Source organism: Actinomyces sp. oral taxon 849 str. F0330 (genome assembly GCF_000239715.1).
In the GTDB taxonomy this organism is placed as follows: Bacteria; Actinomycetota; Actinomycetes; order Actinomycetales; family Actinomycetaceae; genus Actinomyces; species Actinomyces johnsonii.
The window spans coordinates 117,963-144,915 of record NZ_JH470353.1 but is presented as its reverse complement, the minus strand read 5'-3'; the positions used below and the strand labels follow the sequence as shown (position 1 = coordinate 144,915).

Sequence of the window (26,953 nt, the reverse complement as noted above, 5' to 3'; positions counted from 1 at the left end):
ATCCAGCAGACAGAGGAGAGGCACACCCATGAGGGTCGACCTGCTGACCAAGGAGTACCCACCTTTCATCTACGGCGGCGCCGGAGTCCACGTCAACGAGCTCGCCAAGGTTCTGCGCCCCCTTGCCGACGTCCGCGTCCACGCCTTCGGCGGCCCTCGCGAGCCCGGCACCGAGGGCGCCGAGGACGGCGTCACCGGCTACCCCGAGATCGCCGAGCTCGACGGCGCCAATGCAGCCCTGCGCACCTTCGGCGTCGACCTGGAGATGGCCCAGGGCACCGAGGGAACCGACCTCGTCCACTCCCACACCTGGTACGCCAACCTCGCCGGTCACTTGTCCGGCCTGCTCCACGGCGTCCCCCACGTCATCAGCGCCCACTCCCTGGAGCCCCTGCGCCCCTGGAAGGCCGAGCAGCTCGGCGGCGGCTACGCCCTGTCCTCCTGGGCGGAGAAGACCGCCTACGAGGCCGCCTCCGGCATCATCGCCGTGTCCAACGGCATGCGCGAGGACATCCTGCGCTCCTACCCGGCCGTCGACCCCGAGCGCGTCAAGGTCGTCCACAACGGCATCGACCTCGAGGCCTGGAAGCACCCGCAGGGCGAGGAGGCCGACGCCGCGGCCGCCGCCACCCTCAAGCGGCTCGGCATCGACCCCGACCGACCCACCGTCGTCTTCGTCGGACGCATCACCCGTCAGAAGGGCCTTCCCCACCTGCTGCGCGCCTGCGAGCAGCTGCCCGCCAACGTCCAGGTCATCCTGTGCGCCGGCGCCCCCGACACCCCCGAGATCAAGGCCGAGGTCGAGGGCCTCGTGGCCGGCCTGCGCGAGAAGCGCACCGGCGTGGTCTGGATCGAGGAGATGCTGCCGCGCCCCGAGCTCATCGCCGTGCTGGCCGCCTCCGACGTCTTCGTGTGCCCCTCGGTCTACGAGCCCCTGGGCATCGTCAACCTCGAGGCCATGGCCGTGGGCCTGCCGGTCGTCGGCTCAGCCACCGGCGGCATCCCTGACGTCATCGTCGACGGCGAGACCGGCCTCCTGGTCCCCATCGAGCAGGTCCAGGACGGCACCGGCACCCCCATCGACCCGGCCCGCTTCGAGGCCGACCTGGCCGAGCGCCTGACCACCCTGGTCACCGACACCGAGGCCGCCAAGACCATGGGCAAGGCCGCCCGACGCCGCGTCGAGGAGCACTTCGCCTGGGAAGCCATCGCTCAGCGCACCATGGAAGTCTACAACTGGGTCCTGGCCCAGGGCTGAACGGGACGGTTCCCGCCCGGCCACACCACCGAGTAATACGGCCCCTCTATCGGGCCCACCACTCGGTGGCCGCCGCGGCGCCGTGGCGAGCCACCGCCAGCAGCGGGCGCAGGACACCGGAACGCCGCTGCGCCTGGAGGGCCGTCATGGCCGCGCCGTCGTCACCCAGCGCAAGTTCGCAGATCTCCGCCAGCCGCAAAGAGCGCTCCAGCAGCTCCCTATTACGCCCAGACAGCCAGGGAGGAATGAGACTCGGCTCCACCACGGCCGTGAGCAGATCGTTGAGCGCATCAGCCATCTCCGGGCGCTCGCGGGCCAGGTCGAGCTCGATGAGCGAGTCGATCGCCTCCTCCGTGGCGGCGTGCACCCGCCTGCGGGCATGGGCGGCATCCAACGGCGGCATTGGGCTGGCCATCGGCTCGGCCCGCCAGGCCACGGAGGCGCCGGAGCCCTCGGGCACCAGCAGCACCCGCCCGGTCGCGCCCTCGACGACGACGCCCTCCTCGATGTCCGGGACGATGCCCCAGGCGCCGGCGCTGGAGATGGGGGAGGGGAGGACCGCCGTCACCCGGGTGAGCGGGCGGGCACCGGCGAGCCACTGCTCCAGGCCGACGCGCTCGGGATCATCTGCGGAACAGATCGACGCATCGATACCGTCGGAGGCGGCGCCGATGACGTCATGGACGCCGTCGGGTCCCTGAACGAGCAACAGCCCGTGAGAAGAGGGGACCGGTGCCCACAGGGCCAGCACGATGCTCACGGGCAGGTTGAGGGGCTCCACGGGACTCCACCATAGTGAATGGCGGCGTTCCGGCCCGGATCCGAATGGGGACCGGTCCCGCCCGGCCGCCCCTCATCTGCCCGGTGTGACGCCGGTAGCACGATAGGATCGACTCATGACCAGTGTCCTGCACCTCGACGACGTCTCGCTGCACCGCGGCAGCAACCAGATCCTCCGTCACGTCGACTGGACCGTGGAGGAGGGCCAGCACTGGGTGCTGCTGGGGCCCAACGGTGCGGGCAAAACCACGATTGCCAGGATCGCCTCGGCCAGGCTCTTCCCCTCCTCCGGGACGGTGGACATCCTCTCCGAGCGGCTCGGGCGCGTGGACGTCTCCGAGCTCCATCCTCGCATTGGTCTGTCATCCTCGGCGCTGGCCGCCGGTATCGAGGGCGGTGAAAGGGTCCTGGGCGTGGTCCTGTCGGCCTCCTACGGTCGCATCGGGCGCTGGCGCGAGGAATACGACGACTTCGACCTGGAGCGCGCCCACGCCCTGCTGGGCGCCCTGGGCGCAGGGCACCTGGCCGACCGCCTCTGGGGGACGCTGTCCTCCGGGGAGCGCAAGCGCGTCGAGCTGGCCCGCGCCCTCATGCCGGACCCGGAGATGCTCTTCCTCGACGAGCCGGCCTCGGGTCTGGACCTGGCCGGCCGCGAGCAGCTCCTGTCCGCGCTCACGGAGATCATCTCCTCGCCGGACTCGCCCTCCATGATCCTGGTGACCCATCACCTCGAGGAGATCCCGGAGGGCTTCACCCACGCGCTCACGCTGCGCGAGGGGAAGGTCGTGGGCTCCGGACCGCTGGAGCAGGTCCTCACCGAGGACACGATCAGTGCGACCTTCGGCATGCCGCTGGAGGTCACCCACGACCGCGGCCGATACACCGCCCGAGGCCTGCGGCGCGGTCACGGCAGGCGCGTCGCCGAGGCCCGGGGCTGACGTCACCGAGCACGATCGGCCGCGCCGAAGCGCACCATAATTCCGCCCATACCGGGCCACGACTCATCAACCGCGTTCATCAGGAGGCTCACATGGAATGGCTGTTCTGGATCGGAGGGGCTCTGCTCCTCGTCGTCGTTGAGACGGTAACCGCCGATCTCACCTTCCTCATGATCGCCGGTGGCGCCCTGGGAGGAGGACTGACGGCCTTCCTCGGCGGTCCTCTGTGGGCCCAGGTGGTGGTCTTCGGGTGCATCTCCACCCTGTTGCTCTTCGCCGTACGTCCTTGGGCCAAGCGGCGTCTGGCGGCCACCACACCCCAGATGAAGACCAACGTCGATGCCCTCATCGGCCGGCCGGCCACGACCATCACCGCAGTGGACGACGGCGGTGGGCGGGTCCGCCTAGGAGGCGAGGAGTGGAGCGCCCGCCTCGCCCCCGGCGCTCAGGGGACGGGGCGTCTGGAGGCCGGAGCCCGAGTCACCGTCACCCAGATCGACGGGGCCGTGGCCGTCGTCGCCCCGGCGACTACACCCGCTGATACCTCCGGGTCCTGACAGCGAGATCCGCCCGAGAAGTCCGAAGCGGTTTCGACCCCTCTGGCGGTGTCCTACTGTGTTGGCATCGATGGCGTTACATCCGTGCGCCCGTACCCTACTAGTTCATCAGTTACCGTGGGCGGTTCGCAGCCGCCCTGACCACCCGTTCAACCCCGCAGGAGGAAACTCGTGCCCGTCATCTCCTTCACCTTGCTTCTCCTGGCTTTGCTGGTCATCGTCATCATTTTTCGGGCGGTGCGGATCGTCAAGCAGAGCACCGCGATCATCGTTGAGCGCCTGGGACGCTTCCAGGCGGCCTACACCGCGGGGCTCCACTTCCTGGTGCCCTTCGTCGACCGGGTGCGCAACGTCATGGACATGCGCGAGCAGGTCGTCTCCTTCCCGCCCCAGCCGGTCATCACCTCCGACAACCTCGTCGTGAGCATCGACTCGGTGGTCTACTACCAGATCACCGACCCGACGCGCGCCACTTACGAGATCTCCAACTACCTGCAGGCCATCGAGCAGCTGACGGTCACCACGCTGCGTAACGTCGTCGGCTCCATGGATCTGGAGCAGACGCTGACCAGCCGCGACCAGATCAACGGGCAGCTGCGCGGCGTCCTGGACCAGGCCACCGGCCGCTGGGGCATCCGCGTCAACAGCGTTGAGCTGAAATCCATCGACCCGCCCGCCTCCATCCAGGGCTCCATGGAGCAGCAGATGCGCGCCGAGCGCGATCGCCGCGCCGCGATCCTGACGGCCGAGGGCGTCAAGCAGTCCCAGATCCTCACTGCCGAGGGTGACAAGCAGTCCGCGATCCTGCGCGCCGAGGGTCAGGCGCAGTCCGCGATCCTCAAAGCCCAGGGTGAGTCCCGCGCCATCCTCCAGGTCTTCGACGCCATCCACCGCGGTAACGCCGACTCCAAGCTGTTGGCCTACCAGTACCTCCAGACCCTGCCCAAGATCGCCAACGGCTCCTCCTCCAAGATGTGGATCGTGCCCACTGAGTTCACCGCGGCCCTCGACGGGATTGCCGGCGCCCTCGGCGGTGGCAAGGACGGCGGTCCCGGTGGCGGCCCGAGCGGCTCCGACGGCGATGACGACTCCAGTGCCGGTGTTGACCTCTCAGGCAGTGAGCTCGACCTGGGCATCGCCTCGGACCTGGCCAGCACCAGCCTCCAGGCCCCCGAGGAGGCCCTTGCCCAGGCTCGCGGCGAGGTCGAGTCGGCCTCCCAGGAGGCCAGTGAGGAGCCCGCTCCCAAGGGGAGTGCCGCTCCGAAGCCTCCCGCCGCCGACGCGGACGACGGGGCGACGGTGACCGTCCCGACCTCCGACGGCGTCGAGGGGAATCACTCCGCACACGGCAGCCACGCGGCCGGACCCGCTGAGCAGTCCGGTCAACCCGGCACCACCGTGCCTCCGAGGGGCGGCGGCTACGGGATCCAGGCCCAGCCCGGTTACGGCACGCCTCCCGGTGCGCCCCAGGGACCCTACGGGGCCTGAGACACATCCCTGACGTCGGCCACCGGCCTCAGGTGAGCCTCACGGCACGCTGCGGCGGGAAGACTAGGTGATCCAGGCGGATCGGCCTATTCTTCCCGCCGTACTGCTGTGCTGAGCGGGGAAAGCCCCAGAAGGTGACGGGCGATGATCATTGAGCTGGCCGATGGCGCCGATGAGCGTCTGGCGGACTACACCCGGCTGACGGACGTGGCGCTGCGCCGCCGGCTGGAAACCCGGCGCGGCCTGTACATGGCCGAGTCCTCCAAGGTCATCACGCGGGCCGTCGCCGCCGGGCACGCCCCGCGCTCCTTCCTCATGGCCCCGCGCCACCTCGATGAGATGCGCCCGGTCATCGCTTCCGCAGTTGGCTGCGGAGGACATGACGACGGCGGGGAGGTGCCCGTCTTCGTCGCCTCCGAGGAGGTGTTGGAGTCCATCACCGGATTCCATTTGCACCGCGGGGCGCTGGCCGCCATGAACCGGCCCGAGCTCGCCGCCGTCCCCAAGCTGCTATCGGCCGCCCGCGGGGGAGCGGGCGCCAGACGGGTCGCCATCCTGGAAGACCTGGTGGACCACACGAATGTGGGGGCCGCCTTCCGCAGCGCGGCGGCTCTGGGGATCGACGCCGTCCTGGTCACCCCGCGCTGCGCGGACCCGCTCTACCGGCGCAGCGTGCGCGTCTCCATGGGTACCGTCTTCCAGGTCCCCTGGACCCGGATCGAGCGCTGGCCCGCCATGGACGAGCTCCACGCGCAGGGCTTCACCGTGGCGGCCCTGGCGCTGTCGGAGAAGTCGGTGGCTCTGGACGAATTCGCGGCCTCACCGGCCTGTACGGCCCCGGACTCGCGGGTCGCCGTCGTCCTGGGCACGGAGGGCGACGGGCTGTCCCGCCGGACGATCGCGGCGGCCGACGAGGTGGTGCGCATCCCGATGGCCGGGGGAGTGGACTCCCTCAACGTGGCGGCCGCCGCGGCCGTGGCCTTCTGGGCGCTGCGGTTGCCACGACCTGGCACTTGACCTGCTGCGCTGCCGGTGACGGGCGGAGGCGACGCGTCGGGGCCGGATCCGTACGTTGACGGATCCGGCCCCGACGTCGTATCAGCGGCCGATCAGACCGGCGGCGTTGAAGGCTCAGGCCTCGGGCGCGGTGACCTTGATGAGAGCGTCACCGGGCTCCACCGAGTCGCCACCGACGACCTCGACGGAGGCGAAGGAGGCGGTGTTGGTGATGAGCACCGGCGTGGTCAGCGGGTAGCCGGCCTGCTCGATGACGGAGCGGTCCACACGCACCAGCTCCTGGCCCTCGCTGACGCGGTCGCCCTGGGAGACCTTGACGTCGAAGCCCTTGCCCTCCAGGTTGACGGTGTCCAGCCCCACGTGGATGAGGATCTCCACGCCATTGTCCAGGGTGATGCCGAAGGCGTGCCCCGAGGAGGGGGCGACGACGACGGTGCCATCGGCTGGAGCCGTGACGACGATGTCGCCCTCGGGCTCCAGACCGACGCCCTGGCCGACGGCGCCCGAGGAGAACACCGGGTCGGGAACCTTGTCCAGCTCCATGGTCGTAGCCTTGAGCGGCGAGGCGATCTCGGTGACCGCGCCGGGAACGAGGGCCGGCTTGGGCGTGGGGGCCTTGGCGGTCCGGTCGCCCTCCTCAGTAGTAGCAGCCGAGGCGGTGCTGTCGTCCTCGGGCTCCTCGGCGGCTTCAGCCGGGGCGGATGCAGAGACCTCGGCGGCCTCAGCGTCGGCCACAGCCGCACGGGCCTCGGCCCGCTCCTCCTTGGTGCGGTAGTCCGTGAGAATGATGAGAGTCATCGAGGTGGCGAAGGCTGCGGCGATGGCGATGGCGTACAGGGCCATGGGGCTGAAGACCGGGATGCTCAGCAGTGAGCTGAACACGAAGGTAGAGGCCTTGATACCGCCGCCGATACCGGTGATGAGACCGCCCACGAGACAGCCGGCCAGCAGACGCGGGTAGATGCGCTTGAAGCGCAGATGGATACCGTAGAGGCTTGGCTCGGAGATGCCACCGAAGAGGCCGGCGGCCAGGGCGCCGGAGGCCGTCTGACGCATGACCTTGTCCTTGTCACGAATGGCCAGGACCAGCACACCGGCGGTGGCGCCGAAGCAGGCGAAGTTCCACGAGCCCATGGGGCCCTGGATGAAGTCGTAGCCCAGCGAGCTGATGTTGGCCAGCATGATGGCGTTGAGTGGCCAGTGCAGACCCAGCGGCACCAGGAACGGGTAGAGCAGTGGGATGACGATCGCGAAGACGATCGGGGCGCTCGTATTGAGCCACGCCAGTGCGGATCCCAGGCCGGTACCGACCCAGATACCTGCTGGACCGATGATGAAGGCCGTCATCGGCATCATGATGAGGAAGGAGAAGAACGGAACGAACACCATCTGCACGTTAGAGGGAATGAGCTTGGCCAGCCCCTTGTAGACCAGGGCCAAGATGGCCACCATCATGAGGGGAACGAAGACCTGGCCGCTGTAGTCGTTGAGCTGCATGGGGACGCCCGCGATATGTGCGACGCACAGGTCCTTGTCCAACGTGGCGTTGTGGGTGCAGGTCGTTCCCAGTGCCTTGTTGAGGTCAAGGAATTGAGGCGTCATAAGCGCCGCCATGACCGCAGCGCCGACCCAGGGGTCGATGTTGAGCTTCTTGGCGGCGTTGTAGGCCACCATGATGGGCAGGAAGTGGAACACCGACTTGAACATGGCTTCCGCAAAGACCTGTGCGGCGGGCTTGTCTGCGGCCGTAAGGTTTGGGTCACTGGCATTGATGACGCCGAACGAATCCAGTACCGCAAGGCCGGCGATGATGAGCGAGGCGCCGAGCAGCACCGGCAGCAGCGGACGGAAGGAGTCCGAGAGGTACTCGAAGAAGGCGTCGACCAGGGCGTTCTTGCCACGGGCCTTGGCCCGAGCGGCCGCCTTGACATCGGCGTCGGACTGTCCCGAGCCCGAGGAACCACCCTGGCTCTTCATTGCCGGGAGGTTGTTGATCTCGTCGTACACGCTCTGTACAGCACCACCGATGACGATCTGGTAGCGGTCTCCGGACTGGGGGACAGCGCCCATGACGCCCGGGATGGCCTCGACGGTCGCCTTGTCGATGCTGGAGGCGTCCTTGAGCTCGAAGCGCAGTCGGGTGGCGCAGTGGGTGAAATGGATGATGTTCTCGGCGCCGCCGACGGCGTCGAGGATTGCCTCAGGGGTTGAGGTCGTGGTTGCCATTCGGGCCCTTTCCTACTGAGCGAGGTGGACGACGACGGTGGATGCACGCCGGTGCGCTCCGGGTCCTCGGTGGGCTCGCTCTCGGTGGTGGGGGGATCTGTCACCTTCAGTGCTGCGCAGGTGCAGCGGAGGTGCTTGGGGAAGAGGCTACTGCCTCACGGCCCAGAACCGAAAGGCGAGAATCCGTCCAGTAGGTGCCAGTCTCCGGCGCGACGCCGGTTCGAGGTGCTCTCGACCGGTCGGGGGATGAGCACCTCGAACCAATGGCCTGCCCCGCCCGAGACGATCAACGCTCGTGAGCCTGCGGCACCCGGGGGTCCACGGACGTCAATTCGTGCAGATGAGGCTTCCTTTAGGCACAGCCGCCCGGGCCAGCGGGTGCGCCGACTGAACGGTATTCGCACGCTGGGAGCACGACCCGTCTCAAGTGAAGGAGCTCGACATGAGCGCACAGACGTCCCTGGCATCGTCGCCGGCACCCGCGATCGCATCGACCATTCCCGTCCGCCCGCCCGCCGCGACTCCGCCTCCCGTTCCGCCCCCGACGGGTGCGACCGGTTCAGAGCGCCTGTACGGCCCACCGGGCTGGACTGTGCGTATCGGCCTGTGGCCCCTGTTGGAGCCCTGGCTCGACGCTCCGCGCCGCCTACCGGGGGAGACGGCGCTGCGCGTGGACGCCGTCGGCGCCCCGACGAGCGACTACGTGCCCTTCCGCGGGATGGATGCCGCCACGGCGGCCGAATTGCTCGCTCGCCTCCCGGTCCCGGCACTGGCCGACCGGCAGAACCTCTCCCCGAGCCTGGAGTCGATGCTGACCGCCTGCGCTCGTGCCGATGGGCGGGTGCGCCTGTCCGGCTACGGGATCGGCCCCCAGCGCGACGACGAGCGTCTGAGCGCCGAGGCCCTGTGGATCGCCGACCCCGACCTGCAGGGCTATGAGGTCTTCGCCGAGCACAGCCGCGCCTGTCAGTGCTCCGCCCTGTGGGAGCGGGTCAAGGAGCGATACGACCTCGACGCCCGGTACATTCCGGACGACATCGTGCGCACCCGCCCCGAGTGGGCTGGCGGCGGGGTCGGCTGGTGGATGTGGTGGGACTGATAGGTCCGTTGCGGTGGGCGGTAGCGGTGGGCCCGTACGATGGCGCGCGTGATCAATGTCCAGGACCTCACCCTGCGTATCGGTGCCCGCCAACTCGTCGCCCACGCCGGCTTCAGGGTCGACAAGGGGATGCGCATCGGCCTCGTGGGCCGTAACGGCGCCGGCAAGACGACCATGACCAAGCTGCTTGCCGCCGCCTCCGTGGAGCAGGGGGCCGGACGCGCCGTCAACGACGCCGATGAGCGCCACGGGCTGGAAGCCGTCGAGCACGAGGGCACGATCACCTGCACGAGCTCGGTGGGCTACCTGCCCCAGGACACCAAGGTCGGCGGCTTGAGCGAGATCGCCCGCGACCGCATCCTGTCCGCCCGCGGCATCGACGCGCTCCTAGCCCGCATCCGCAAAGCCGAGGAGCGCATCGCCATCACCGAGGGCGAGGCCCAGGCCAAAGCCCTGGACCGCTATACGCGCCTGGACCACGAGTTCACCATGGCCGGCGGCTACGCGGCCGCCTCGGAGGCCGCCCGCATCAGCGCCGCCCTGGGCCTGCCCGACCGCGTCCTCGACCAGCCCATCGGGACGCTCTCGGGCGGCCAGCGCCGTCGGGTCGAGCTCTCCCGGGTCCTGTTCCAGCAGCCCGACACGCTCTTGCTCGACGAGCCCACTAACCACCTCGACCACGACTCGATCCTGTGGCTGCGCGACCACCTGCGCACCTACGCCGGGGGCTTCATCGTCATCAGCCACGACGTCGAACTCCTGCGCGACACCGTCAACCAGGTCATGTACCTCGACGCCGGGCGCGGGGTCCTCGACGTCTACCACCTGGGTTGGGACGCCTACCTCAAACAGCGCTCCGACGACGAGCACCGACGGCGTCGCGAGCGCGCCAACGCCGAGAAGAAGGCCGCGGCCCTGCGCGCCCAGGGGGAGAAGATGAGGGCCAAGGCCACCAAGGCCGTGGCCGCCCAGCAGATGCTCAAACGGGCCGAGCGCCTCATGGCGGAGCTGGAGGACGAGGCCGCGGCGGAGAAGGTCGCCCACCTGCGCTTCCCCGACCCCGCACCCTGCGGCAAGACTCCTCTGCGCGCCGCGGGCCTGTCCAAGGCCTATGGTTCTCTGGAGGTCTTCGCCGGGGTGGACCTGGCCATCGACCGTGGCAGCCGGGTCGTGGTCCTGGGCCTCAACGGCGCCGGCAAGACGACGCTCCTGCGCCTGCTCGGCGGAGTGGAGGAGCCCGACTCCGGCGAGGTCATCCCCGGCCACGGCCTCAAGATCGGCTACTACGCCCAGGAGCACGAGACCATCGACACCGAGGCTACCGTCGTGGAGAACCTGCGCCGCGCCGCCCCCGGCATGGACGACACCCAGGTGCGCAGCGTCCTGGGCTCCTTCCTCTTCTCCGGGGCGGACGCCGACAAGCCCGCCCGGGTCCTCTCCGGCGGGGAGAAGACCCGCCTCGCCCTGGCGATGCTCGTGGTCTCCAGCGCCAACGTCCTCCTGCTCGATGAGCCCACGAACAACCTCGATCCCGCCAGCCGCGAGGAGATCCTGGGAGCCCTTGGCACCTTCGCCGGAGCGGTCGTCCTGGTCACCCACGATGAGGGCGCCGTCGAAGCCCTGGGTCCTGACCGGGTCCTCCTGCTGCCCGACGGCGACGAGGACCTGTGGGGGCCGGAGTACCTGGAGCTAGTGGCCCTGGCCTGAGACGGGCGATGTCCGCCTCGCCCGTTTCGGATGATTGGACGCCGTCGGACACAGTGAGTCCCGTCACTGAAGTCCCGGCGTGGGAACCGCGTAGGGTTGTCACCAGGAACAAGGCATCCGGATGGAGTGTTGGCTCCAGTGGATCCTGAGGGCTCTCGTCAGGAGAGCCGCCGCAGGCCCCTCCGTGGCGCCACACGGAGCGCCGCAGACACACGTAGGCATACCAGACCAGGAGATGACCATGGCAGAGACCGCCCTGACCAACCCCACTGACACCGAGGCCCCGGAGCACGAAGTCGTCCTCACCGAGACCGCCGCCGCGAAGGTCGCCAGCCTCCTGATCCAGGAGGGGCGCGACGACCTGCGCCTGCGCGTGGCCGTCCAGCCCGGCGGCTGCTCCGGCCTGGTCTACCAGCTCTACTTCGACGAGCGGCTCCTGGACGGCGACGCCGTGCGCGCCTTCCCCACAGCGGGCGGTGAGATGGATAGCGTCGAGGTCGTCGTCGATCGCATGAGCGTGCCCTATCTGTCGGGCGCCACCATCGACTTCGCCGACACCATCGAGAAGCAGGGCTTCACCATCGACAACCCCAACGCCGCCGGAAGCTGCGCCTGCGGCGAGTCCTTCCACTGAATCCTTCCCGATCCTTCCCGAGCAGACCCTCCGTCAAACAAGGAGCTCATGTGCGTCGCACACCCCTCAGCTTGACCGCCCTGGCCATGGCCGCCTGCCTCGCGCTGGCCGGATGCTCGGGGTCGTCCTCGTCGTCGGCCTCCAAGGCATCCGCCTCCGAGACCCCGATTCCGGCGGCGACGACGCCCGTGGACTGCTCGACTCTGACGATCGACTCCGACTCCGAGTCGCTGCCGACCATCGGCGGCGACGCCGGCGCACAGCCCACCGTGACCTGGAAGAAGGGCGCCCAGGCGCCCAAGAACCTCACCGTCAAGACGCTGACGCAAGGCACGGGAGCCGAGATCGACGCCGCCGGCGCGGTCAAGGCCCACTACACGGGCTGGCAGTGGGACGGCGCAGAGCCCTTCGACACCTCCTTCAAAACCGGCGCCCCGGTCGCCTTCCCCCTTGAGAACGTCATCCAGGGGTGGAAGTGCGGCCTGGCCGGTCATCACGTGGGCGACCGGGTGGTCATGTCGATCCCTCCTGAGCTCGCCTATGGCAACAAAGCGGCCCAGGACGCTCAGGCCGCCCAGGCAGGTGGTGCACAGAAGCGGCAGAACCCGGCCGGGACGCTCGTGTTCGTCGTCGAGATCGTCGACGGCGCCAGCAGCAAGATCTCCGGATCCTCGGCCACGGCCACGATGGAGGGCGAGGAGGCCGTCAGCCAGCGCGGCATGACGGTCAGCGGGGAGCTCGGTCAGCCGGCGACGATCTCCATCGGCGCCGATGCCGCCCAGCCGACCCAGTCTGAGATCATCGTGCTGGCCCGCGGCTCCGGTCCCGCCATCACGGAGTCCTCCACGATCATGATGAACGTGGCCGGAAACTTCTGGGACGGCTCCCGCCCCTCCAACACCTGGGAACAGCAGGCCGCCGAGACGATCAGCATGGCCCAGGCGCAGCAGACGCTGCCGGGACTGATCGGCGTCCCGGAGGGATCCCGGATCGTGGTCCTCCTACCTCCGACTCAGGCAACAGGCCAGCAGCAGGGGACACCAGCGTCGGCCTACGTCATGGACGTGGAGAAAGTCCTCTAGCACGATCCGCGCAGGCGTCCGCCAGACAACACAACTGTGGCCCGCACCCCGTGAAGGAAGGGGGCGGGCCACAGTCCGTATGGTGCGCTGCCGAAGATGAGCGTCAACGGACGATGAGTCCCTGAGTCCTGGCGACGGCATCGGCCAGGCGCTCGGCGACGTCCTGCCAGTTGGCGATGTTCCAGACGGCCTTGACGTAGTCGGCCTTGACGTTGAGGTAGTCGAGGTAGAAGGCGTGCTCCCACATGTCCACCATGAACAGCGGGATGGTGCCCACGGGCACGTTGCCCTGCTGGTCGAAGAGCTGGAAGATGACGAGCCCGCCGGAGACCGAGTCGTAGGCGAGTACTGCCCAGCCCGAGCCCTGGATGCCCAGCGCGGTGGCGGTGAACTGGGCCTGGAACTTCTCGAAGGAGCCGAAGGCGTCCTTGATGGCCTCGGCGAGCTCGCCCTCGGGCCGGCCACCGCCGGCCGGGGAGAGGTTCTTCCAGAAGACGGAGTGGTTGGTGTGACCGCCCAAGTTGAAGGCGAGGTTCTTCTCCCACAGGTTGATCGCGCCCAGGTCGCCGGCCTCACGGGCGGCGGTCAGGGCCTCCAGGGCGGCGTTGGCGCCGGCGACGTAGGCGGCGTGGTGCTTGTCGTGGTGGAGCTCCATGATCTTGCCCGAGATGTGGGGCTCCAGCGCGGCGTAGTCGTAGGGGAGCTCGGGAAGGGTGTACACGGCCATCAAGGACTGCCTTTCGGTGGGTGACATGGCTCCAGTCCCGACTTAGCAGGGCTCATAGGACTGAAGTCCTGAACACGGTTCATGCTAGACGCGAGGGCTGGAAGAGGGGTAGTGAGCCTCTGTGTGATTACACTGACCGCGGAAACACTGCCGTCCGCACTCGTCCACGAAGGATCCGCCATGACCGACCAGGCTGCTTCCACCCGCCTCGAGCTCCTCGTCTTCTCCGACGACGCTTCCGTGCGCCGGGAGGTCATCGACGGCGTCGGGCGCCGACCGGCCAAGGGCCTGCCGCTGGTGACCTGGACCGAGGCGGCCACCGCCGAGGGTGTGCGCATGGCCATCAAGGACCGCGAGAAGAAGGACCAGCCCCCCTTCGACGCGCTCGTCCTGGACGCCGAGGCCAAGAAGCTCGGCGGTATGGGCCTGGCCCACGAGCTGTTCATCGAGCTCGAGGAGCGCCCCGCCGTCGTGCTGCTGACTGCCCGACCCCAGGACGACTGGCTGGCCGCCTGGGCCAAGGCCGAGGTCGTCGTGCCCCGCCCCCTGGACCCGCTGAGCCTCCAGGAGGGCGTCGCCAAGGCCCTTACCGCCCGCCGCGGCACCGTCACCCCGGCTGGCTGAGTCGGACGCCGGCCACGCGGCGGTGGTTGGCTCACGCGTGGCGCCATCAGTCCTCGGAGGTGAGGACCTTGCGGTGGCGGGCCGCCGCGCCGACCGGCCACGCGAGTACCGAGGGATCGCCGTCGACCTCCACGATGCGCGCCCCGGCGTCCAAGACCCAGTCGGCCAGCAGGACGGTCTCCTCGATGCTCGCCGTCTCGCCGACGCGGCCGGGCTTCTCGATGACCCGGGCGCTGGCGCGCAGCAGCTCGACGGCGGGACGCGGGTCGGCTCCCGGGGCGGTCGTCATGGAGCCGGCCAACACGCCCCAGCGCACCACCACCAGTTCCCAGCCGCCGACCTCGCGCCTTCTGGCTGCCATGAGATGAGGGCAGGCCAGCAGGGGCCGCACCCGCTCGGCGCACGCCACTCCGCGTAACAGGCAGCGCAGACGACTCGTCCAGGCCCCTGCCTCTTCGTAGCGCTCGGCCTGCGACAGCGCCGCGATGCGCTCCAGCAGGGGAGTGGCTACCAGATCGACCTCGCCCGACAGACAGGCCAGCGCCTCCGCAAACTCGGCCGGGACGTCGTCGCTTCGTACCCGGCGCAACTCGTGGCCGTCCCAGCGGCGCAGACGCAGCACCGACTCGGCGGCGCGCAGGGCCTCCTGCCCTCGGTTGCGCGAGGCGAAGGGCCCCACGGCACAGCCGACCTCCTCGGTGGGCAGAACGGTCGTCAGCGCCAGCCGGGCTCGGCGCCCGGACCTGAGCCCTGGGCCAGGTGGAGCCAGGGCCGGCGGCGCGGAGCCCGCGAGCGCCGGTTGACCGGAGGGTCGAGCTCGGCGATCATCCGCAGCTCGCGCACCCGCGCCTCGATGAGCGTGGGCGTGGCGATATGGCGCACGCTCACCGTCGTGTCCAGCATCTGCGCCACCTTGCGGCGTTTCTCGGAGGCGGTGAAGTAGGAGCGCACCCGACGCTTGAGGTCGGCGGCGCTGCCCACGTAGAGCACCTGATCGGCCGCCGAGCGGAACTGGTAGACGCCGGGGCCGCTGGGCAGGGCGTCGGCCAGGCGGCGCTTGGCGCGGCGCCTGGCCGGGACCGGGTCGGAGGCGGTGGTCAGGTCCTCCAGGTGCGTGACGCCCAGCGGCGCCATGACCTCCAGGGCCGCGTGCAGGACGTCCACGGTGGCGTGCGCGTCGTCCAGGGCCCGGTGCGTGGGGCGGGTCCGGGAGCCCACGAAGGCCGCCAGCGTCCCCAGCTTGTGGTTGGGGACCTCGCTTCGCGTCCACGCCTTGCGGGCAAGCGCCAGCGTGTCCAGCACGCAGGGCTCGGGCCACTCCAGGCCGAGGGCCGCCGCGGCGCCGCGCAGGTGACCGACGTCGAAGCGTGCGTTGTGGGCCACAAGGACGACGTCGTCGGCGGGCAGATCCGCCCAGGCCAGGAAGGCCTCCATACAGGCGCGCACGCCAGGAGCCCCGGCGACCATCGCGTTGGTAATGCCCGTGAGCATCGTGATCTGGGCGGGGATGGTGACGCCGGGATTGACCAGGGTGGAGAAGTCCGCCAGCACCCGCCCGCCGCGCACCTTGACGGCCCCGATCTCGGTGAGCGCACGGGCGCCCGGCGCCCTGCCGGTGGTCTCCAGGTCCACGACGACGAAGGTCGCCCGCTCCAGGGGCGTGCCCATGTCGGCGAAGGACACCTGGGTCCCGACACGGTCAGTGCCCACTGTGCTAGCGGCACTCACGGCGTTCGGGAAACTGGAGGTGCTCACGGTCGCAGGCTAGAGGACGGCAGTGACATGCATCGTCTTCACCAGTCGGGAAGTCGGTGCGAGCAAGGTGGGAAGCACCCTAGAATCATCCCCATACCCGAGCGGCACCGCCGGCTCCGGTGCCGTCCGTCTCCGATGGTGCAGGAACGTGTGGTGGTCGCCCAGTCAGCAGATCACAGGAGGCCCCGCGTGGGATACGGACCCATCAAGGCAACAGTCGGCCCGGCCCTGGAGATGCTCTATCAGCCCTGGATCCGCGGCGAGGAGAACATTCCCACCGAGGGCGCGGCGATCCTGGCCTCCAACCACCTGGCGGTTATCGATTCCTTCTTCCTGCCTCTGCTGGTGGACCGCGAAGTCGCCTTCATCGGCAAGGCCGACTACTTCACCGGCAAGGGCGTCAAGGGCTGGGCGGTGAAGAACTTCATGAAGACGGTGGGCACCATCCCTGTGGACCGCTCCGGCGGCAAGGCATCTCAGGCGGCGCTCCAGGCCGGCATCGACCGCCTGCGCTCGGGGCAGCTCTTCGGCATCTACCCCGAGGGCACGCGCAGCCCCGACGGGCGCCTCTACCGCGGCAAGACCGGCGTAGCCCGTATTGCCCTGGCCACCGGCGCCCCCGTGGTGCCCGTGGCGATGATCGGCTCCAACCTGGCCCAGCCGATCGGCAAGGCCATCCCCTCCACCCGCCATCGCGTGGGCATCGTCATCGGCGAGTCGCTGGACTTCTCCCGCTACAAGGGCCTGGAGAACGACCGCTTCGTGCTGCGCTCCATCACCGACGAGATCATGTACGCCCTCATGGCGCTCTCCGGTCAGGAGTACGTGGACCTCTACGCCGCCGACGTCAAGAAGGCCATGGATACGGACAAGAAGACCGCTGAGGAGGTTGTGGCCGAGATGCTCGCCGCCCAGGCGCAGGCCCGGCCCTCGGTGGCGCCCGTGGCCGCGCCCGGTGGCCGCCCCGCCCCTGAGGTCTCCGTGCCCGAGCCGCCCGAGGACAAGAGCGGCAAGGACAAGAAGAAGGACAAGGCCTTCGACGACGAGGCCGAGCCCGGCACCGAGGGCTAGAACGCGGAATCGCGTTCCCGGACGGCGCCTCACCGGCCGTCGGGGTGTGCGGCGAGCAGGGTGCGGGCGGCGGATACGCCATCGGACATGAGCTGACCGGAGAGCTGGGCGCCGAGCCAGTCCAGGTCCGACGTCGGGAATCCCCCTGGTAAGAGCTCGCGGGGTAGGCGAGGAAGGAGACCCCACAGGTAGGTGGCTTCGCTCATAAGATCATGAGCACGGACGAGCGGCTCCCAGGTCGTCGTCGGTGTTGCCCGCCCTCCTGATGGACTGCCGGTGTCCGTGCGCTCCAATTCGGTGCGCAGATGGGCGACGGTCCGAGTTACACGGGTGGCGGCGGTATCGAGGTCCCAGCTCGCCGCCACCATCTGCCGAGCCGTTTCCAGATCCACGCTCAATCGGCCCCGCCAGCCGTCCCGCGCCCACGCGCCGGGTGGATCCACGCCGATCAACAGACCAGGACGCGGACAACCCCATCCATGAGCGAACGCCGCGGCGCGCAGGCCGTCGCGCTCCGAGCGGCGAGACTCCGGCAGGTCGTAGACAACCGAGTGGAAGAACCCCTCCCAAACCGGTTCCACGGTGAAACGGCGCTCGATGGCGTTGAATCGTTCCAGGTAGTCGCCCGTCATCGCGTAGAGGGATGTGCGGCCCTGCCTGCGGCTGGTCAGTCGTCCCTCCTTGAGCGCTCGCGTCATGTAGGAGCGTGCTCCGGAGGCTGTGAGACCGAGCTTCTGCAGCGCCTCGATGATGAAGGGGCCGGGAAGCTCACGGGCCTCGGCCAGGCCGAACAGGAAGCCCACCGTCGTCGTGCGGGCGCGAGACGTCCCGTGGAACGGGTCTTCATCCGGCTGCTGGGGTGAGGTCATGTCAGTCATTGTCTCCCGCCGGACGCTGCCGGTACCGACAGGCGGCCCCGAAGGACGTGTGCTAGACCGTGTCCATCCTCTACGATTGACTTCTTCAATGCAACGAAACGTGAAGGATATGAATGATGTTGACGCCGGATCTGCAACGTCCGCCCCTGAGCAGAGCTGTGGCATGGCGAGAGGTGGGACTCGCCGTGGTGGTCCTGTGGTCGGTGCTCGGCGGTGCGTGCTTCTTCCTCGGAGCCCAATCGATCTACGACCGCTGGGGAACAAGCCTCAACGCGACCCTCGTCCTCGACGTCGTGTTCCTGATTGGCTGCCTGGCCGTTATCGGCTTCGTCTTTTGGCGCCAGCGTCGGCAGGGCGAGGGCATAGTCGAGCTGGGGTGGGGGCGTCCCGTCCGGATGCCGGTGATCGTCATCGCCGTCGTCTACGGGCTGGCCTGGACCACGATGAGCTACATGCGAGGCGGGGATCCGCTGGCCTTCCCCTGGCAACGGCCGATCATGATGGCTATCGGCCTCGTGCTGGCCTTTGCCGAGGAGATCGCGGTGCGCGGGCTCATTCTGGACCGGCTGGCGCGCTGCGGTACCTCCAGGATCATTCAGATCGTGGTGACGGCGGGAATCATGGCCGTGTACCACGGCGTCGTCGGGCACAGCGTCTGGCCCTCCTATATGGTCTCCTCCTTCGTTCTCTTCGGAGTCCTTTCAGTCATCTACGTCTACGGAGGCCGTAGCCTCACCCCCGTCTATATCGCTCACGCCATGGCTCACTTCCTGGGAGACCCTGCCCTCATGCAGGGCGTCCTCTACGGAGTCGGCGCCGGTTGATTGTTCCGGACATGCCCTCGCCTGAATCCATCCCCGTCGGTCCCTGTCAGCCGCCGCCGATGGCACGTAGACTGACGCCCGGTGCGGTTCGTGCCGCCCGATCCGGCCGGGGCGCTGACCCCGAGTACCCACAACCCGAAAGGTTCCCGATGTCGATTCGTCGCGTCGCCCTGCTCACCGCTGGCGGTTTCGCCCCCTGTCTGTCCGCCGCCGTCGGCGACCTCATCGAGCGCTACACGCAGGTCGCTCCCGAGGTCGAGATCATCGCCTACCAGTACGGCTACCACGGCCTGCTCACCGGCAACTACATCGTCATCGACGACGAGGCCCGCAAGAACGCCGGCATCCTGCGCGACTTCGGCGGGTCCCCGATCGGCAACTCCCGCGTCAAGCTCACCAACGCCAAGAACCTCGTCGAGCGCGGCCTGGTGAAGGAGGGCGTCAACCCCCTGGAGTTCGCCGCCGAGCAGCTGCGCAAGGACGGCGTCGACGTCCTGCACACCATCGGTGGCGATGACACCAACACCACCGCTGCCGACCTGGCCGCCTACCTCCACGAGAACGACTACGAGCTCACCGTCGTCGGTCTGCCCAAGACCATCGACAACGACGTCGTCCCGATCCGCCAGTCCCTGGGCGCCTGGACCGCGGCCGACGAGGGTGCCGGCTTCGCCTTCAACGTCATCGGCGAGCACCGCTCCAACCCCCGCATGCTCATCGTCCACGAGTGCATGGGCCGCAACTGCGGCTACCTCACCGCCGAGACCGCCCGCCGCTACCACGACCTGCTCCAGACCAAGCAGTGGGCCCCCTCCCTCGGCCTGACCAAGGAGCGCTGGGACGTCCACGCCGTCTTCGTCCCCGAGATGAAGCTCGACATTGCCGCCGAGGCCAAGCGTCTCAAGGCCATCATGGACGAGCAGGGCAACGTCAACATCTTCCTGTCCGAGGGCGCCGGCGTCCCCGAAATCATCGCGGAGATGGAGGCCGCCGGCCAAGAGGTCCAGCGCGACCCCTTCGGCCACGTCAAGCTCGACACCATCAACCCCGGCCAGTGGTTCGCCAAGCAGTTCGCCGAGCTCATCGGCGCTGAGAAGGTCATGGTCCAGAAGTCCGGCTACTACTCGCGCGCCGCCCACGCCAACGCCGAGGACCTCGCCCTCATCAAGAAGATGTGCGACCTGGCCGTCGACTGCGCCTTGTGCGGCGAGTCCGGCGTCATCGGCCAGGACGAGGAGAACAACGACGAGCTCACCGCGATCGCCTTCCCGCGCATCGCCGGCGCCAAGCCCTTCGACATCACCCAGGGCTGGTTCACCGACCTCATGGCCGAGCTGGGCCAGAAGGTCGAGCCCGCCGAGGTCGCCCCCGAGCACTGAGGCCGAGCCTGAATCCCCTAGCACTGTGGCCGGTGCCGTCCTTGAGACGGCGCCGGCCGCTCTGTTTCGCGATGCGGCGCCGATTCTGGGCAATATCCCGACTGGCCTATGCTGGCAGGCGTGATGAACGAGCTCTCCGCCGCCCGCACGGGCGCCCAGGCCCCCGCATGGCGTCATCTGCCCGCCCTCCAGCAGCCTGCCTACCCCGATGAGGTCGCGCTGGCCGGCGTCGTGGCGGACCTGCGTCGCCGGCCCCCGCTCGTCTTCGCCGGCGAGGTGGACTCCCTGCGTGACCTCATCGCCCAGGCCAGCGCCGGAGATGCCTTCGTCCTCATGGGCGGGGACTGCGCCGAGTCCTTCGCCCACAACACGGCCGACAACATCCGCCTCAAGGTCCAGACCATCCTTCAGATGGCGGCGGTCCTGACCTATGGCGCCTCCACGCCCGTGGTCAAGGTCGGCCGCATGGCCGGCCAGTACGCCAAGCCCCGCAGCTCGGACACCGAGACCCGCGGCGATGTCACCCTGCCCTCCTTCCGCGGCGACTCCGTCAACGGCCACGAGTTCACCCCCGAGTCCCGCATCCCCGACCCCACACGCATGCTGGACGCCTACCTGCGCTCGGGCACCACCCTCAACCTCATCCGCGCCTTCACGATGGGCGGCTACGCGGACCTGCGCGAGGTCCACTCCTGGAATCGCGGCTTCACCGCCAACCCCGCCTACAAGCGCTTCGAGTCCTTCGCCGAGGAGATCGACCGGGCCATGCGCTTCATGGAGGCCGCCGGCGTCGACTTTGACGCCCTGCGCCAGGTCGACTTCTACGCCGCCCATGAGGCCCTCCTCCTGGAGTACGAGGACGCCATGATCCGCGAGGACTCCCGCTCCGGGCGCCTCTACGACACCTCCGCCCACATGCTGTGGGTGGGGGAGCGCACCCGCGAGGCCGACGGCGCCCACGTGGCCATCCTCGCCGGCGTCCACAACCCCGTCGGCGTCAAGGTCGGCCCCACCACGTCCCCCGACGATGTGGTCCGGCTCATGGACCGGCTCAACCCCGACGGCGTCCCCGGGCGCCTGTCCCTCATCACCCGCATGGGCGCGGGCCGCATCCGCCAGGCCCTGCCGGCACTGGTCGAGGCCGTGCGCGCCGACGGGCGCCCCGTCACCTGGATCACCGACCCCATGCACGGCAACACCATCACCTCGGACAACGGCTACAAGACCCGCCGCTTCGAGACGATCCTCGACGAGATCCGCGGCTTCTTCGAGGTCCACCGCGCTCTTGGCACCGTGCCCGGCGGCATCCACGTCGAGCTCACCGGCGACGACGTCACCGAGGTCCTCGGCGGAGGCGAGCACATCGACGAGGCCGGCCTGGCAGAGCACTACGAGACCCTCGTCGACCCGCGCCTCAACCACCAGCAGTCCCTCGAAGTCGCCTTCGAGATCGCCGAGATGCTCAAGGGCTGAAGGTTCCCGGCGGGAGCCGCCCGGCCCACCGGACCGGTATGGCCAGACGACGCCCGGCGCAGGGGGCCGGTTCGTCGTCAGAAGATGTTGATGGTGACCTTGGACTCAGCCTTGACGTTGGAGCCTGGCGCGGGTTCGGTGGATCGCACGGTCCCGAACGGGCCGCCCAGGCGCTTGTTGACCTCCACCTTGAGTCCGGCGTCCTCCAGGGTCTTCTTGGCCTCGTCCTCGCTCTTACCGGTCACGTCCGGCACCGTCACCTTCTCCGGCCCTTTGGAGATGGTCAGGTCTACCGAGTCTCCCTTGTAGTAGCCCGACGCCCCGGCGATGGGGGAGGAGGAGATGACCCTCCCCTTGGCCACGGAGTCGGAGTAGTCCTGGCTGACCTTGCCCTTCTTGAGTCCGGCGTCCTCCAGGGTCTTCTTGGCCTCGTCCTCGCTCTTACCGGTCACGTCCGGCACCGTGGCCGGCTCCTTGCCCTTGGAGACCACGATCGAGACCTTCGTCGTGTGCTCGATGACCTTGCCGGCCTTGGGGTCGGAGGAGATCACCTTGCCCGATTCGACGCTGGCGGAGTACTCCTCGGTGACGTTCCCCAGGGTCAGACCCGCCGCCTTGATCGCGGCGCTGGCCTGATCCTTGGTCTTCCCGACGACGTCGGGAACCGTCTTGGTCTCCATGCCTCGGGAGACGACGACTGTGACGGTGTGGCTCAGCCCCACCCTCTGGCCGACCTTCGGCTGGCAGGAGATGACCTTGCCTGCCGGCGCCGTGTCGGAGTAGGCCCGCGCCGGCGTGCCCCAGTTGAGCCCCTGCTTCTCCAGGGCGATCTTCGCCTCGTCCTCAGACATGCCGACGATATCGGGGACGGGCACCCGCCGTCCCGGACCCACCGTCAAGTACCAGGTGGCTCCCGCCCCGACCCCGGCTACGGCCAGAATCCCAACGACGACGGCGGCACGGCGGTTGATCCTGTTGGTGCCTCGGTTCCGGGTGGGGACGGCGGTGGTCTTCTGGGAGTCGGAGGCCAGGGCCTTGCGCGAGAGCGCACGCGTCTTGCCCTTAGTATCCGGTCCGATGGAGCCGATGGGCAGGGAGACGGTGCGCATGCCGGCGAGAGAGGAGGCGGAGTCCTCATCGGAGGGGGCCTCGTCATCGCCTTCCTGGGGCTCGTTATCGATGGCGGCGCGGGCGGCCTGGGCATTGGCCGTCATGACCTCCTGGGTTCGGATCGAGCCGGTCCCGCCCCCGCGGCGCACGGACAGCTCGGAGTCGGTGAGCTCGTCGACGACGTTGCGCAGCAGCGCCAGCGCCTCATCGGCGTCCGCGGGACGCTCCTGGGACTCGCGGCGCGTCATGGTCGCCACGAGCTCGTCGACGTCGGCCGGCATGTCGGGGACCAGCTTGGAGGGCAGGGGCACGTCCTCGTGGACATTGCGGAAGGCGATCTGGATGGGGGAGTCCGCACTGAAAGGCTGCTCGCCAGTCAGGAGCTCGTAGAGGACCACCCCTGCGGAGAAGACGTCGGCGCGGGAGGTGGAGTCCCCCGAGGTGATGAGCTCGGGCGCCAGGTAGGCGACCGTGCCCAGCACATTGCCCGTCGTCGTCTGCGTCACCTCCGTGACCGCCCGGGCCAGGCCGAAGTCGGCCACCTTGGCCACCGAGCCGTCCGAGGGCAGCAGGACGTTCTCCGGCTTGATGTCCCGGTGCACCAGCCCGGCCCGGTGGGCGGCTCCGAGCGGCCGTAGCAGCTGGGCCATCAGCCCCAGGGTCTCCTTGACGGACAGTGGACCCGCCGCGATGAGGTCGCGCAGCGTGGGCCCCTCGACATACTCCATGACGAGGTAGGCGACCCCGTCGAGACTGCCCTGGTCGTAGACGGCCACCACGCCCGGGTTGGACAGCCTGGCCGCCGCCCGCGCCTCGCGGCGGAAGCGCGAGACGAAATCGGGGGAGTCCGCCAGGTGGGCGTGCATGAGCTTGAGTGCCACGGTCCGGTCCAGGCGACGGTCGTGGGCGCGGTAGACGGTGGCCATGCCACCGCGCGCGAGGCGGTCGACGATCTCGTAGCGAGAGTCGACCAGCCGACCGATGAGGGGATCCGTGACCACGGGCGCGATTCTACGGTGCCTGCGGCGGCGCGACAGCCACTCGCCGAAGCGGACGGGTAGTACTGCCCATCTGGCGGGAACCGCCCGTTTCGCGTGCTATGTCAGGAGTTGCGGCGCGTCAGCAGGTCTGCCAGGACCGCCAGGTCCTCCAGCGATGCGGTGCTCACCACGCCCTCGTTCCCGAGTCGTTCCAGCGCTCCGTCTCCGGCGCTGCGGTGAGCGGCGATGATCTCCTCGTGGGCGGCGCGTGCGCCGCAGTCCTCGATGAGCGCCGCCGCCTCGGCGATCTGGCCGGGCGTGGCCTCGGGGTTGGCCAGGACGGAGCCGAGCAGCTCCCGGCCGTCCTCGTCGCAGCGGTCCCAGGTCAAAGCCAGCAGCACCGTGCGCTTGCCCTCGCGCAGATCGTCTCCGGCAGGTTTGCCGGTGACCCGCGGCGAGCCGAAGACGCCTAGTTCGTCGTCGCGCAGCTGGAAGGCGATGCCGATCTCCTCGCCGAAGACGGCCAGGTGCTCGGCGGTCGGGCCGGCCGGGTCCATTCCGGCCAGGAGGGCGCCGATGAACAGCGGGTGGCGCACCGAATACCGGGCAGACTTATGGCGCACGACCGACAGGGCGTCGTCGTGCATCCGTCGCGCGGCGACCGCGGGATCCTGCCCCCGGGGCAGCGGCAGGTTCTCACTGCGCACGTCGAGGAACTGGCCCAAGGCAACCTCAGTGGTCATGGCATCGAAGGCGGCTCGGGCGTGTCGGGCCGCTCCATGGTCGGCCTCCGGGAAGGTGGGCGCACCCGCCAGGGCGCTCATCTCCTCGCCGGCCAGGGACAGCAGGAGGTCGCCGAGCAGGATGGCGCCGTTGGCCCCGAAGGCCTGCGAACGTCCTAGCCAGCCGCGGGCCTCGTGGTCCCGGGCGAAGGCGCGGTGCGCCGCTGGCAGCCCCCGTCGGGTGTCGGCCCCATCCATGAGGTCGTCATGGACCAGGGCGCTGGCCTGGTAGAGCTCGAGCGCCGCACCCAGATGGACGGCGTCGGAGCCGGTCAACCGCTCTGCCCGGTGCTCCGGGGCGGCCAAGAGAGCGCAGCCGACCGCGCCCAGCACAGCGCGCATGCGCTTGCCCCCGCCGAGGACGCTTCGGGCGGTCTCGAGCAGCTCCGGCGCGGCCGGCCCCAGACCCTCCCAGCGCCTACGGCACATGGACAGGATTTCCTCCAGACGGTGCTCGACGGCGGGACGGATGCGGCCCAGGGCCGCAGGCAGCGCGCTCATGACCGCCAGAGTAGACGCAGGACGGGGTTTGTTGCGTCATCGACCGGGTTTCGCCTCTGCGGGCGAGCCGAGCTCAGCAAAGATAAGGTCATACTAAGTCACCGGTGCGGAGACGCTGGGGAATAAAGGCTACAATTCTGGGGTTGTCTGCTGTGCCGGGGCTGGTGCCCATAGCCTGTCGCCGGCTGTCCGCCCGCCCACGCGAAAGGAACTCCGTGGCTTCTTCCACAGTGACGCGCTCCCGCGCCGAGCTCACTGACGACGTCGACGAGACTGCGCTCGACGACGAGGACTTCGACCTCGACGACGAAGGAGACGAAGACCCCGACGACTCCGACTACGACGATGACGATGATGAGGCCTACGACGACTCCGACGAGGATGACGCCGAGGACTCCGATGAGGACGAGGAGGACTCCGAGGCGCAGGCCGCGCAGGAGGACGACGGCCCTGCCCCCGAGCTGCGCGACTACTACCTGGACGTGAGCCTGGAGGAGAACGGCGACGGCTCCAAGCGCAGTCCCTTCAACAACCCCGCCTCGCTCAAGGGCGTCCGTCTCGCTCCCGGGGCGACGCTGTTCGTGCGCTCGCGCACGATCGTGGAGAACCTGGAGATCGCCGGCCACGGCACCCTGGAGGAGCCCATCACCCTGGCCCCCTACGGCCACGGCCCGGTGCCCCGGTTCGTCATCGGCGACTCCGCCCCGATGGTCGCCCGCGACTACCTGGCCCAGAACGGCTACATCTTCCGCGGCTGGGTTATCAAGGGCATCAAGATGCAGCCCTCCATCGCGGCCCTGACCGGTGAGCTCGAGCGCATGCGCCGGGAAGAGGCGGAGAAGGCCGCCTCCAAGAAGTCCGGCAAGCGCGGCAAGTCCCAGGACAAGGACGGCTCCTTCACCGTCTCCGACTCCGACGAGGGCGACGAGCCCGCCCAGCGGGTCGTCACTGCCGGTGCCACCGCGGACCCGGTCAAGGATTACCTCAAGCAGATCGGCAAGGTCGCGCTGCTGAACGCCGAGCAGGAGGTCGAACTCGCCAAGCGTATCGAGGCCGGTCTCTACGCCGAGCACCGCCTGGCCGAGGAGGGCAACGACCTGCCGGCCAAACTGCGCCGCGAGCTGCACTGGGTGGCCCAGGACGGCCAGAGGGCCAAGAACCACCTGCTGGAGGCCAACCTGCGACTGGTGGTCTCCCTGGCCAAGCGTTACACGGGCCGCGGCATGCTCTTCCTGGACCTCATCCAGGAGGGCAACCTGGGCCTCATCCGCGCCGTGGAGAAATTCGACTACACCAAGGGATTCAAGTTCTCCACCTACGCCACCTGGTGGATCCGCCAGGCCATCACCCGCGCCATGGCGGACCAGGCCCGCACCATCCGCATCCCGGTGCACATGGTCGAGGTCATCAACAAGCTCGCCCGCGTGCAGCGCCAGATGCTTCAGGATCTGGGCCGCGAGCCCACCCCGGAGGAGCTGGCCGTCGAGCTGGACATGACCCCGGAGAAGGTGGTCGAGGTCCAAAAGTACGGGCGCGAGCCGATCTCCCTGCACACGCCCCTGGGCGAGGACGGCGACTCCGAGTTCGGTGACCTCATTGAGGACTCCGAGGCCGTGGTTCCGGCAGACGCGGTGAGCTTCACCCTCCTCCAGGAGCAGCTGCACGCCGTGCTAGACACCCTCTCCGAGCGCGAGGCCGGCGTGGTCTCCATGCGCTTCGGCCTAACCGACGGCCAGCCTAAGACCCTCGACGAGATCGGCAAGGTTTACGGAGTCACCCGCGAGCGCATCCGCCAGATCGAGTCCAAGACCATGTCCAAGCTGCGCCACCCCTCGCGCAGCCAGGTCTTGCGCGACTACCTGGACTGAACGGGCTCACCGGACAGGCAGGGAGCCCACCGGCTCGCTCATCTCAACGGCGTCGGCCCCGGAACCATCAGGGTTCCGGGGCCGACGCCGTCGGTGCTAGTGTCTCGATCGTGACACGGGGTGCCACATGGCTGAGAACACACCCGTCGAACCTGTCCAGCTAGTACTGACGAAGGGATGTCACATGCACTGGGG

23 protein-coding genes and 1 riboswitch are annotated in these 26,953 nt (G+C 69.0%); of the genes, 15 read left to right on the top strand and 8 right to left on the bottom strand.

Annotated features, from left to right (window positions below):
• Positions 1–28 precede the first annotated feature (28 nt).
• On the top strand, positions 29–1,258 hold the full coding sequence (gene glgA, locus HMPREF0975_RS09250; RefSeq protein ID WP_009233889.1) for a glycogen synthase: 1,230 nt from the start codon (positions 29–31) through the stop codon (positions 1,256–1,258).
• A 46-nt stretch (positions 1,259–1,304) separates the two neighbouring features.
• On the opposite strand, the gene HMPREF0975_RS09245 is transcribed toward glgA, so the two are convergent.
• Entirely contained in the window at positions 1,305–2,039 is a 735-nt protein-coding gene (locus tag HMPREF0975_RS09245; RefSeq protein WP_009233888.1) for a hypothetical protein, read from the bottom strand.
• 115 nt (positions 2,040–2,154) lie between these two features.
• On the opposite strand from HMPREF0975_RS09245, the gene HMPREF0975_RS09240 reads away from it, so the two are divergent.
• The 4 genes from HMPREF0975_RS09240 to HMPREF0975_RS09225 all read left to right on the top strand — a co-directional run bounded on the left by HMPREF0975_RS09240 (position 2,155) and on the right by HMPREF0975_RS09225 (position 6,038).
• Positions 2,155–2,976, top strand: coding sequence for an ABC transporter ATP-binding protein (locus HMPREF0975_RS09240; protein WP_009233887.1), 822 nt, complete (start codon positions 2,155–2,157; stop codon positions 2,974–2,976).
• 92 nt (positions 2,977–3,068) lie between these two features.
• Positions 3,069–3,533, top strand: a complete 465-nt coding sequence (locus HMPREF0975_RS09235; protein WP_009233886.1) for an NfeD family protein — start codon at positions 3,069–3,071, stop codon at positions 3,531–3,533.
• A 171-nt stretch (positions 3,534–3,704) separates the two neighbouring features.
• Positions 3,705–5,021, top strand: coding sequence for an SPFH domain-containing protein (locus HMPREF0975_RS09230; protein ID WP_009233885.1), 1,317 nt, complete (start codon positions 3,705–3,707; stop codon positions 5,019–5,021).
• A gap of 144 nt (positions 5,022–5,165) precedes the next feature.
• Positions 5,166–6,038 (top strand): TrmH family RNA methyltransferase, encoded by an 873-nt coding sequence (locus tag HMPREF0975_RS09225; protein ID WP_009233884.1) that lies wholly within the window; start codon positions 5,166–5,168, stop codon positions 6,036–6,038.
• A gap of 114 nt (positions 6,039–6,152) precedes the next feature.
• Here the strand turns inward: HMPREF0975_RS09225 and HMPREF0975_RS09220 are convergent, their stop codons facing one another.
• Positions 6,153–8,264, bottom strand: a complete 2,112-nt coding sequence (locus HMPREF0975_RS09220) for a glucose PTS transporter subunit IIA (protein WP_009233883.1) — start codon at positions 8,262–8,264, stop codon at positions 6,153–6,155.
• Positions 8,265–8,706: 442 nt separating this feature from the next.
• Between HMPREF0975_RS09220 and HMPREF0975_RS09215 the strand changes: the two genes are divergently transcribed.
• From HMPREF0975_RS09215 to HMPREF0975_RS09200, 4 genes are all read left to right on the top strand, one after another.
• Positions 8,707–9,363 carry a hypothetical protein gene (locus HMPREF0975_RS09215; RefSeq protein WP_009233882.1) on the top strand — a complete coding sequence of 219 codons (657 nt, stop codon included), beginning with the start codon at positions 8,707–8,709 and terminating at the stop codon, positions 9,361–9,363.
• Positions 9,364–9,411: 48 nt separating this feature from the next.
• Entirely contained in the window at positions 9,412–11,070 is a 1,659-nt protein-coding gene (locus HMPREF0975_RS09210) for an ABC-F family ATP-binding cassette domain-containing protein (protein WP_198009165.1), read from the top strand.
• 241 nt (positions 11,071–11,311) lie between these two features.
• Positions 11,312–11,704 carry a HesB/IscA family protein gene (locus tag HMPREF0975_RS09205; protein WP_009233880.1) on the top strand — a complete coding sequence of 131 codons (393 nt, stop codon included), beginning with the start codon at positions 11,312–11,314 and terminating at the stop codon, positions 11,702–11,704.
• 50 nt (positions 11,705–11,754) lie between these two features.
• On the top strand, positions 11,755–12,786 hold the full coding sequence (locus HMPREF0975_RS09200) for an FKBP-type peptidyl-prolyl cis-trans isomerase (RefSeq protein ID WP_009233879.1): 1,032 nt from the start codon (positions 11,755–11,757) through the stop codon (positions 12,784–12,786).
• 103 nt (positions 12,787–12,889) lie between these two features.
• On the opposite strand, the gene HMPREF0975_RS09195 is transcribed toward HMPREF0975_RS09200, so the two are convergent.
• Positions 12,890–13,513 (bottom strand): superoxide dismutase, encoded by a 624-nt coding sequence (locus HMPREF0975_RS09195; protein ID WP_034471712.1) that lies wholly within the window; start codon positions 13,511–13,513, stop codon positions 12,890–12,892.
• Positions 13,514–13,693: 180 nt separating this feature from the next.
• Here HMPREF0975_RS09195 and HMPREF0975_RS09190 point away from each other — a divergent pair, with 180 nt between their 5' ends.
• Entirely contained in the window at positions 13,694–14,137 is a 444-nt protein-coding gene (locus HMPREF0975_RS09190) for a hypothetical protein (protein ID WP_009233877.1), read from the top strand.
• Positions 14,138–14,183: 46 nt separating this feature from the next.
• Here HMPREF0975_RS09190 and HMPREF0975_RS16690 read toward each other — a convergent pair whose 3' ends face one another.
• Together HMPREF0975_RS16690 and HMPREF0975_RS16685 are read right to left on the bottom strand one after the other, a co-directional pair.
• Entirely contained in the window at positions 14,184–14,816 is a 633-nt protein-coding gene (locus HMPREF0975_RS16690) for a hypothetical protein (RefSeq protein WP_009233876.1), read from the bottom strand.
• A 35-nt stretch (positions 14,817–14,851) separates the two neighbouring features.
• A complete protein-coding gene (locus HMPREF0975_RS16685; protein ID WP_009233875.1) occupies positions 14,852–15,892 on the bottom strand; it encodes a DEDD exonuclease domain-containing protein in 1,041 nt (346 codons plus the stop codon).
• 189 nt (positions 15,893–16,081) lie between these two features.
• On the opposite strand from HMPREF0975_RS16685, the gene HMPREF0975_RS09180 reads away from it, so the two are divergent.
• On the top strand, positions 16,082–16,963 hold the full coding sequence (locus HMPREF0975_RS09180) for a lysophospholipid acyltransferase family protein (protein ID WP_009233874.1): 882 nt from the start codon (positions 16,082–16,084) through the stop codon (positions 16,961–16,963).
• Between the two features lie 29 nt (positions 16,964–16,992).
• Here the strand turns inward: HMPREF0975_RS09180 and HMPREF0975_RS09175 are convergent, their stop codons facing one another.
• Complete coding sequence (locus HMPREF0975_RS09175) at positions 16,993–17,832, bottom strand: PaaX family transcriptional regulator (RefSeq protein WP_009233873.1); 840 nt, start codon at positions 17,830–17,832, stop codon at positions 16,993–16,995.
• A 122-nt stretch (positions 17,833–17,954) separates the two neighbouring features.
• On the opposite strand from HMPREF0975_RS09175, the gene HMPREF0975_RS09170 reads away from it, so the two are divergent.
• The 3 genes from HMPREF0975_RS09170 to HMPREF0975_RS09160 all read left to right on the top strand — a co-directional run bounded on the left by HMPREF0975_RS09170 (position 17,955) and on the right by HMPREF0975_RS09160 (position 21,517).
• Positions 17,955–18,665 (top strand): CPBP family intramembrane glutamic endopeptidase, encoded by a 711-nt coding sequence (locus HMPREF0975_RS09170; protein WP_021608691.1) that lies wholly within the window; start codon positions 17,955–17,957, stop codon positions 18,663–18,665.
• Between the two features lie 149 nt (positions 18,666–18,814).
• A complete protein-coding gene (locus HMPREF0975_RS09165) occupies positions 18,815–20,044 on the top strand; it encodes a pyrophosphate--fructose-6-phosphate 1-phosphotransferase (protein ID WP_009233871.1) in 1,230 nt (409 codons plus the stop codon).
• Positions 20,045–20,167: 123 nt separating this feature from the next.
• On the top strand, positions 20,168–21,517 hold the full coding sequence (locus tag HMPREF0975_RS09160; RefSeq protein WP_232212500.1) for a class II 3-deoxy-7-phosphoheptulonate synthase: 1,350 nt from the start codon (positions 20,168–20,170) through the stop codon (positions 21,515–21,517).
• 77 nt (positions 21,518–21,594) lie between these two features.
• Here HMPREF0975_RS09160 and pknB read toward each other — a convergent pair whose 3' ends face one another.
• A complete protein-coding gene (gene pknB, locus HMPREF0975_RS09155; protein WP_009233869.1) occupies positions 21,595–23,628 on the bottom strand; it encodes a Stk1 family PASTA domain-containing Ser/Thr kinase in 2,034 nt (677 codons plus the stop codon).
• A 101-nt stretch (positions 23,629–23,729) separates the two neighbouring features.
• Entirely contained in the window at positions 23,730–24,890 is a 1,161-nt protein-coding gene (locus HMPREF0975_RS09150; protein WP_009233868.1) for a polyprenyl synthetase family protein, read from the bottom strand.
• Between the two features lie 215 nt (positions 24,891–25,105).
• On the opposite strand from HMPREF0975_RS09150, the gene HMPREF0975_RS17120 reads away from it, so the two are divergent.
• Positions 25,106–26,758, top strand: coding sequence for an RNA polymerase sigma factor (locus HMPREF0975_RS17120; protein WP_009233867.1), 1,653 nt, complete (start codon positions 25,106–25,108; stop codon positions 26,756–26,758).
• A 106-nt stretch (positions 26,759–26,864) separates the two neighbouring features.
• Positions 26,865–26,953: riboswitch (TPP riboswitch) on the top strand.

Bases quoted from the DNA above. Each gene is read 5' to 3' on its own strand.
- glgA (WP_009233889.1), top strand. From the start codon at position 29: ATGAGGGTCGACCTGCTGACCAAGGAGTACCCACCTTTCATCTACGGC.
- HMPREF0975_RS09225 (WP_009233884.1), top strand. From the start codon at position 5,166: ATGATCATTGAGCTGGCCGATGGCGCCGATGAGCGTCTGGCGGACTAC.
- HMPREF0975_RS09160 (WP_232212500.1), top strand. From the start codon at position 20,168: ATGAACGAGCTCTCCGCCGCCCGCACGGGCGCCCAGGCCCCCGCATGG.
- HMPREF0975_RS09215 (WP_009233882.1), top strand. From the start codon at position 8,707: ATGAGCGCACAGACGTCCCTGGCATCGTCGCCGGCACCCGCGATCGCA.
- HMPREF0975_RS09220 (WP_009233883.1), bottom strand. From the start codon at position 8,264: ATGGCAACCACGACCTCAACCCCTGAGGCAATCCTCGACGCCGTCGGC.
- HMPREF0975_RS09170 (WP_021608691.1), top strand. From the start codon at position 17,955: ATGATGTTGACGCCGGATCTGCAACGTCCGCCCCTGAGCAGAGCTGTG.
- HMPREF0975_RS09240 (WP_009233887.1), top strand. From the start codon at position 2,155: ATGACCAGTGTCCTGCACCTCGACGACGTCTCGCTGCACCGCGGCAGC.
- HMPREF0975_RS09175 (WP_009233873.1), bottom strand. From the start codon at position 17,832: ATGACCTCACCCCAGCAGCCGGATGAAGACCCGTTCCACGGGACGTCT.
- HMPREF0975_RS09235 (WP_009233886.1), top strand. From the start codon at position 3,069: ATGGAATGGCTGTTCTGGATCGGAGGGGCTCTGCTCCTCGTCGTCGTT.
- HMPREF0975_RS09165 (WP_009233871.1), top strand. From the start codon at position 18,815: ATGTCGATTCGTCGCGTCGCCCTGCTCACCGCTGGCGGTTTCGCCCCC.
- HMPREF0975_RS09205 (WP_009233880.1), top strand. From the start codon at position 11,312: ATGGCAGAGACCGCCCTGACCAACCCCACTGACACCGAGGCCCCGGAG.
- HMPREF0975_RS09190 (WP_009233877.1), top strand. From the start codon at position 13,694: ATGACCGACCAGGCTGCTTCCACCCGCCTCGAGCTCCTCGTCTTCTCC.
- HMPREF0975_RS09150 (WP_009233868.1), bottom strand. From the start codon at position 24,890: ATGAGCGCGCTGCCTGCGGCCCTGGGCCGCATCCGTCCCGCCGTCGAG.
- HMPREF0975_RS09195 (WP_034471712.1), bottom strand. From the start codon at position 13,513: ATGGCCGTGTACACCCTTCCCGAGCTCCCCTACGACTACGCCGCGCTG.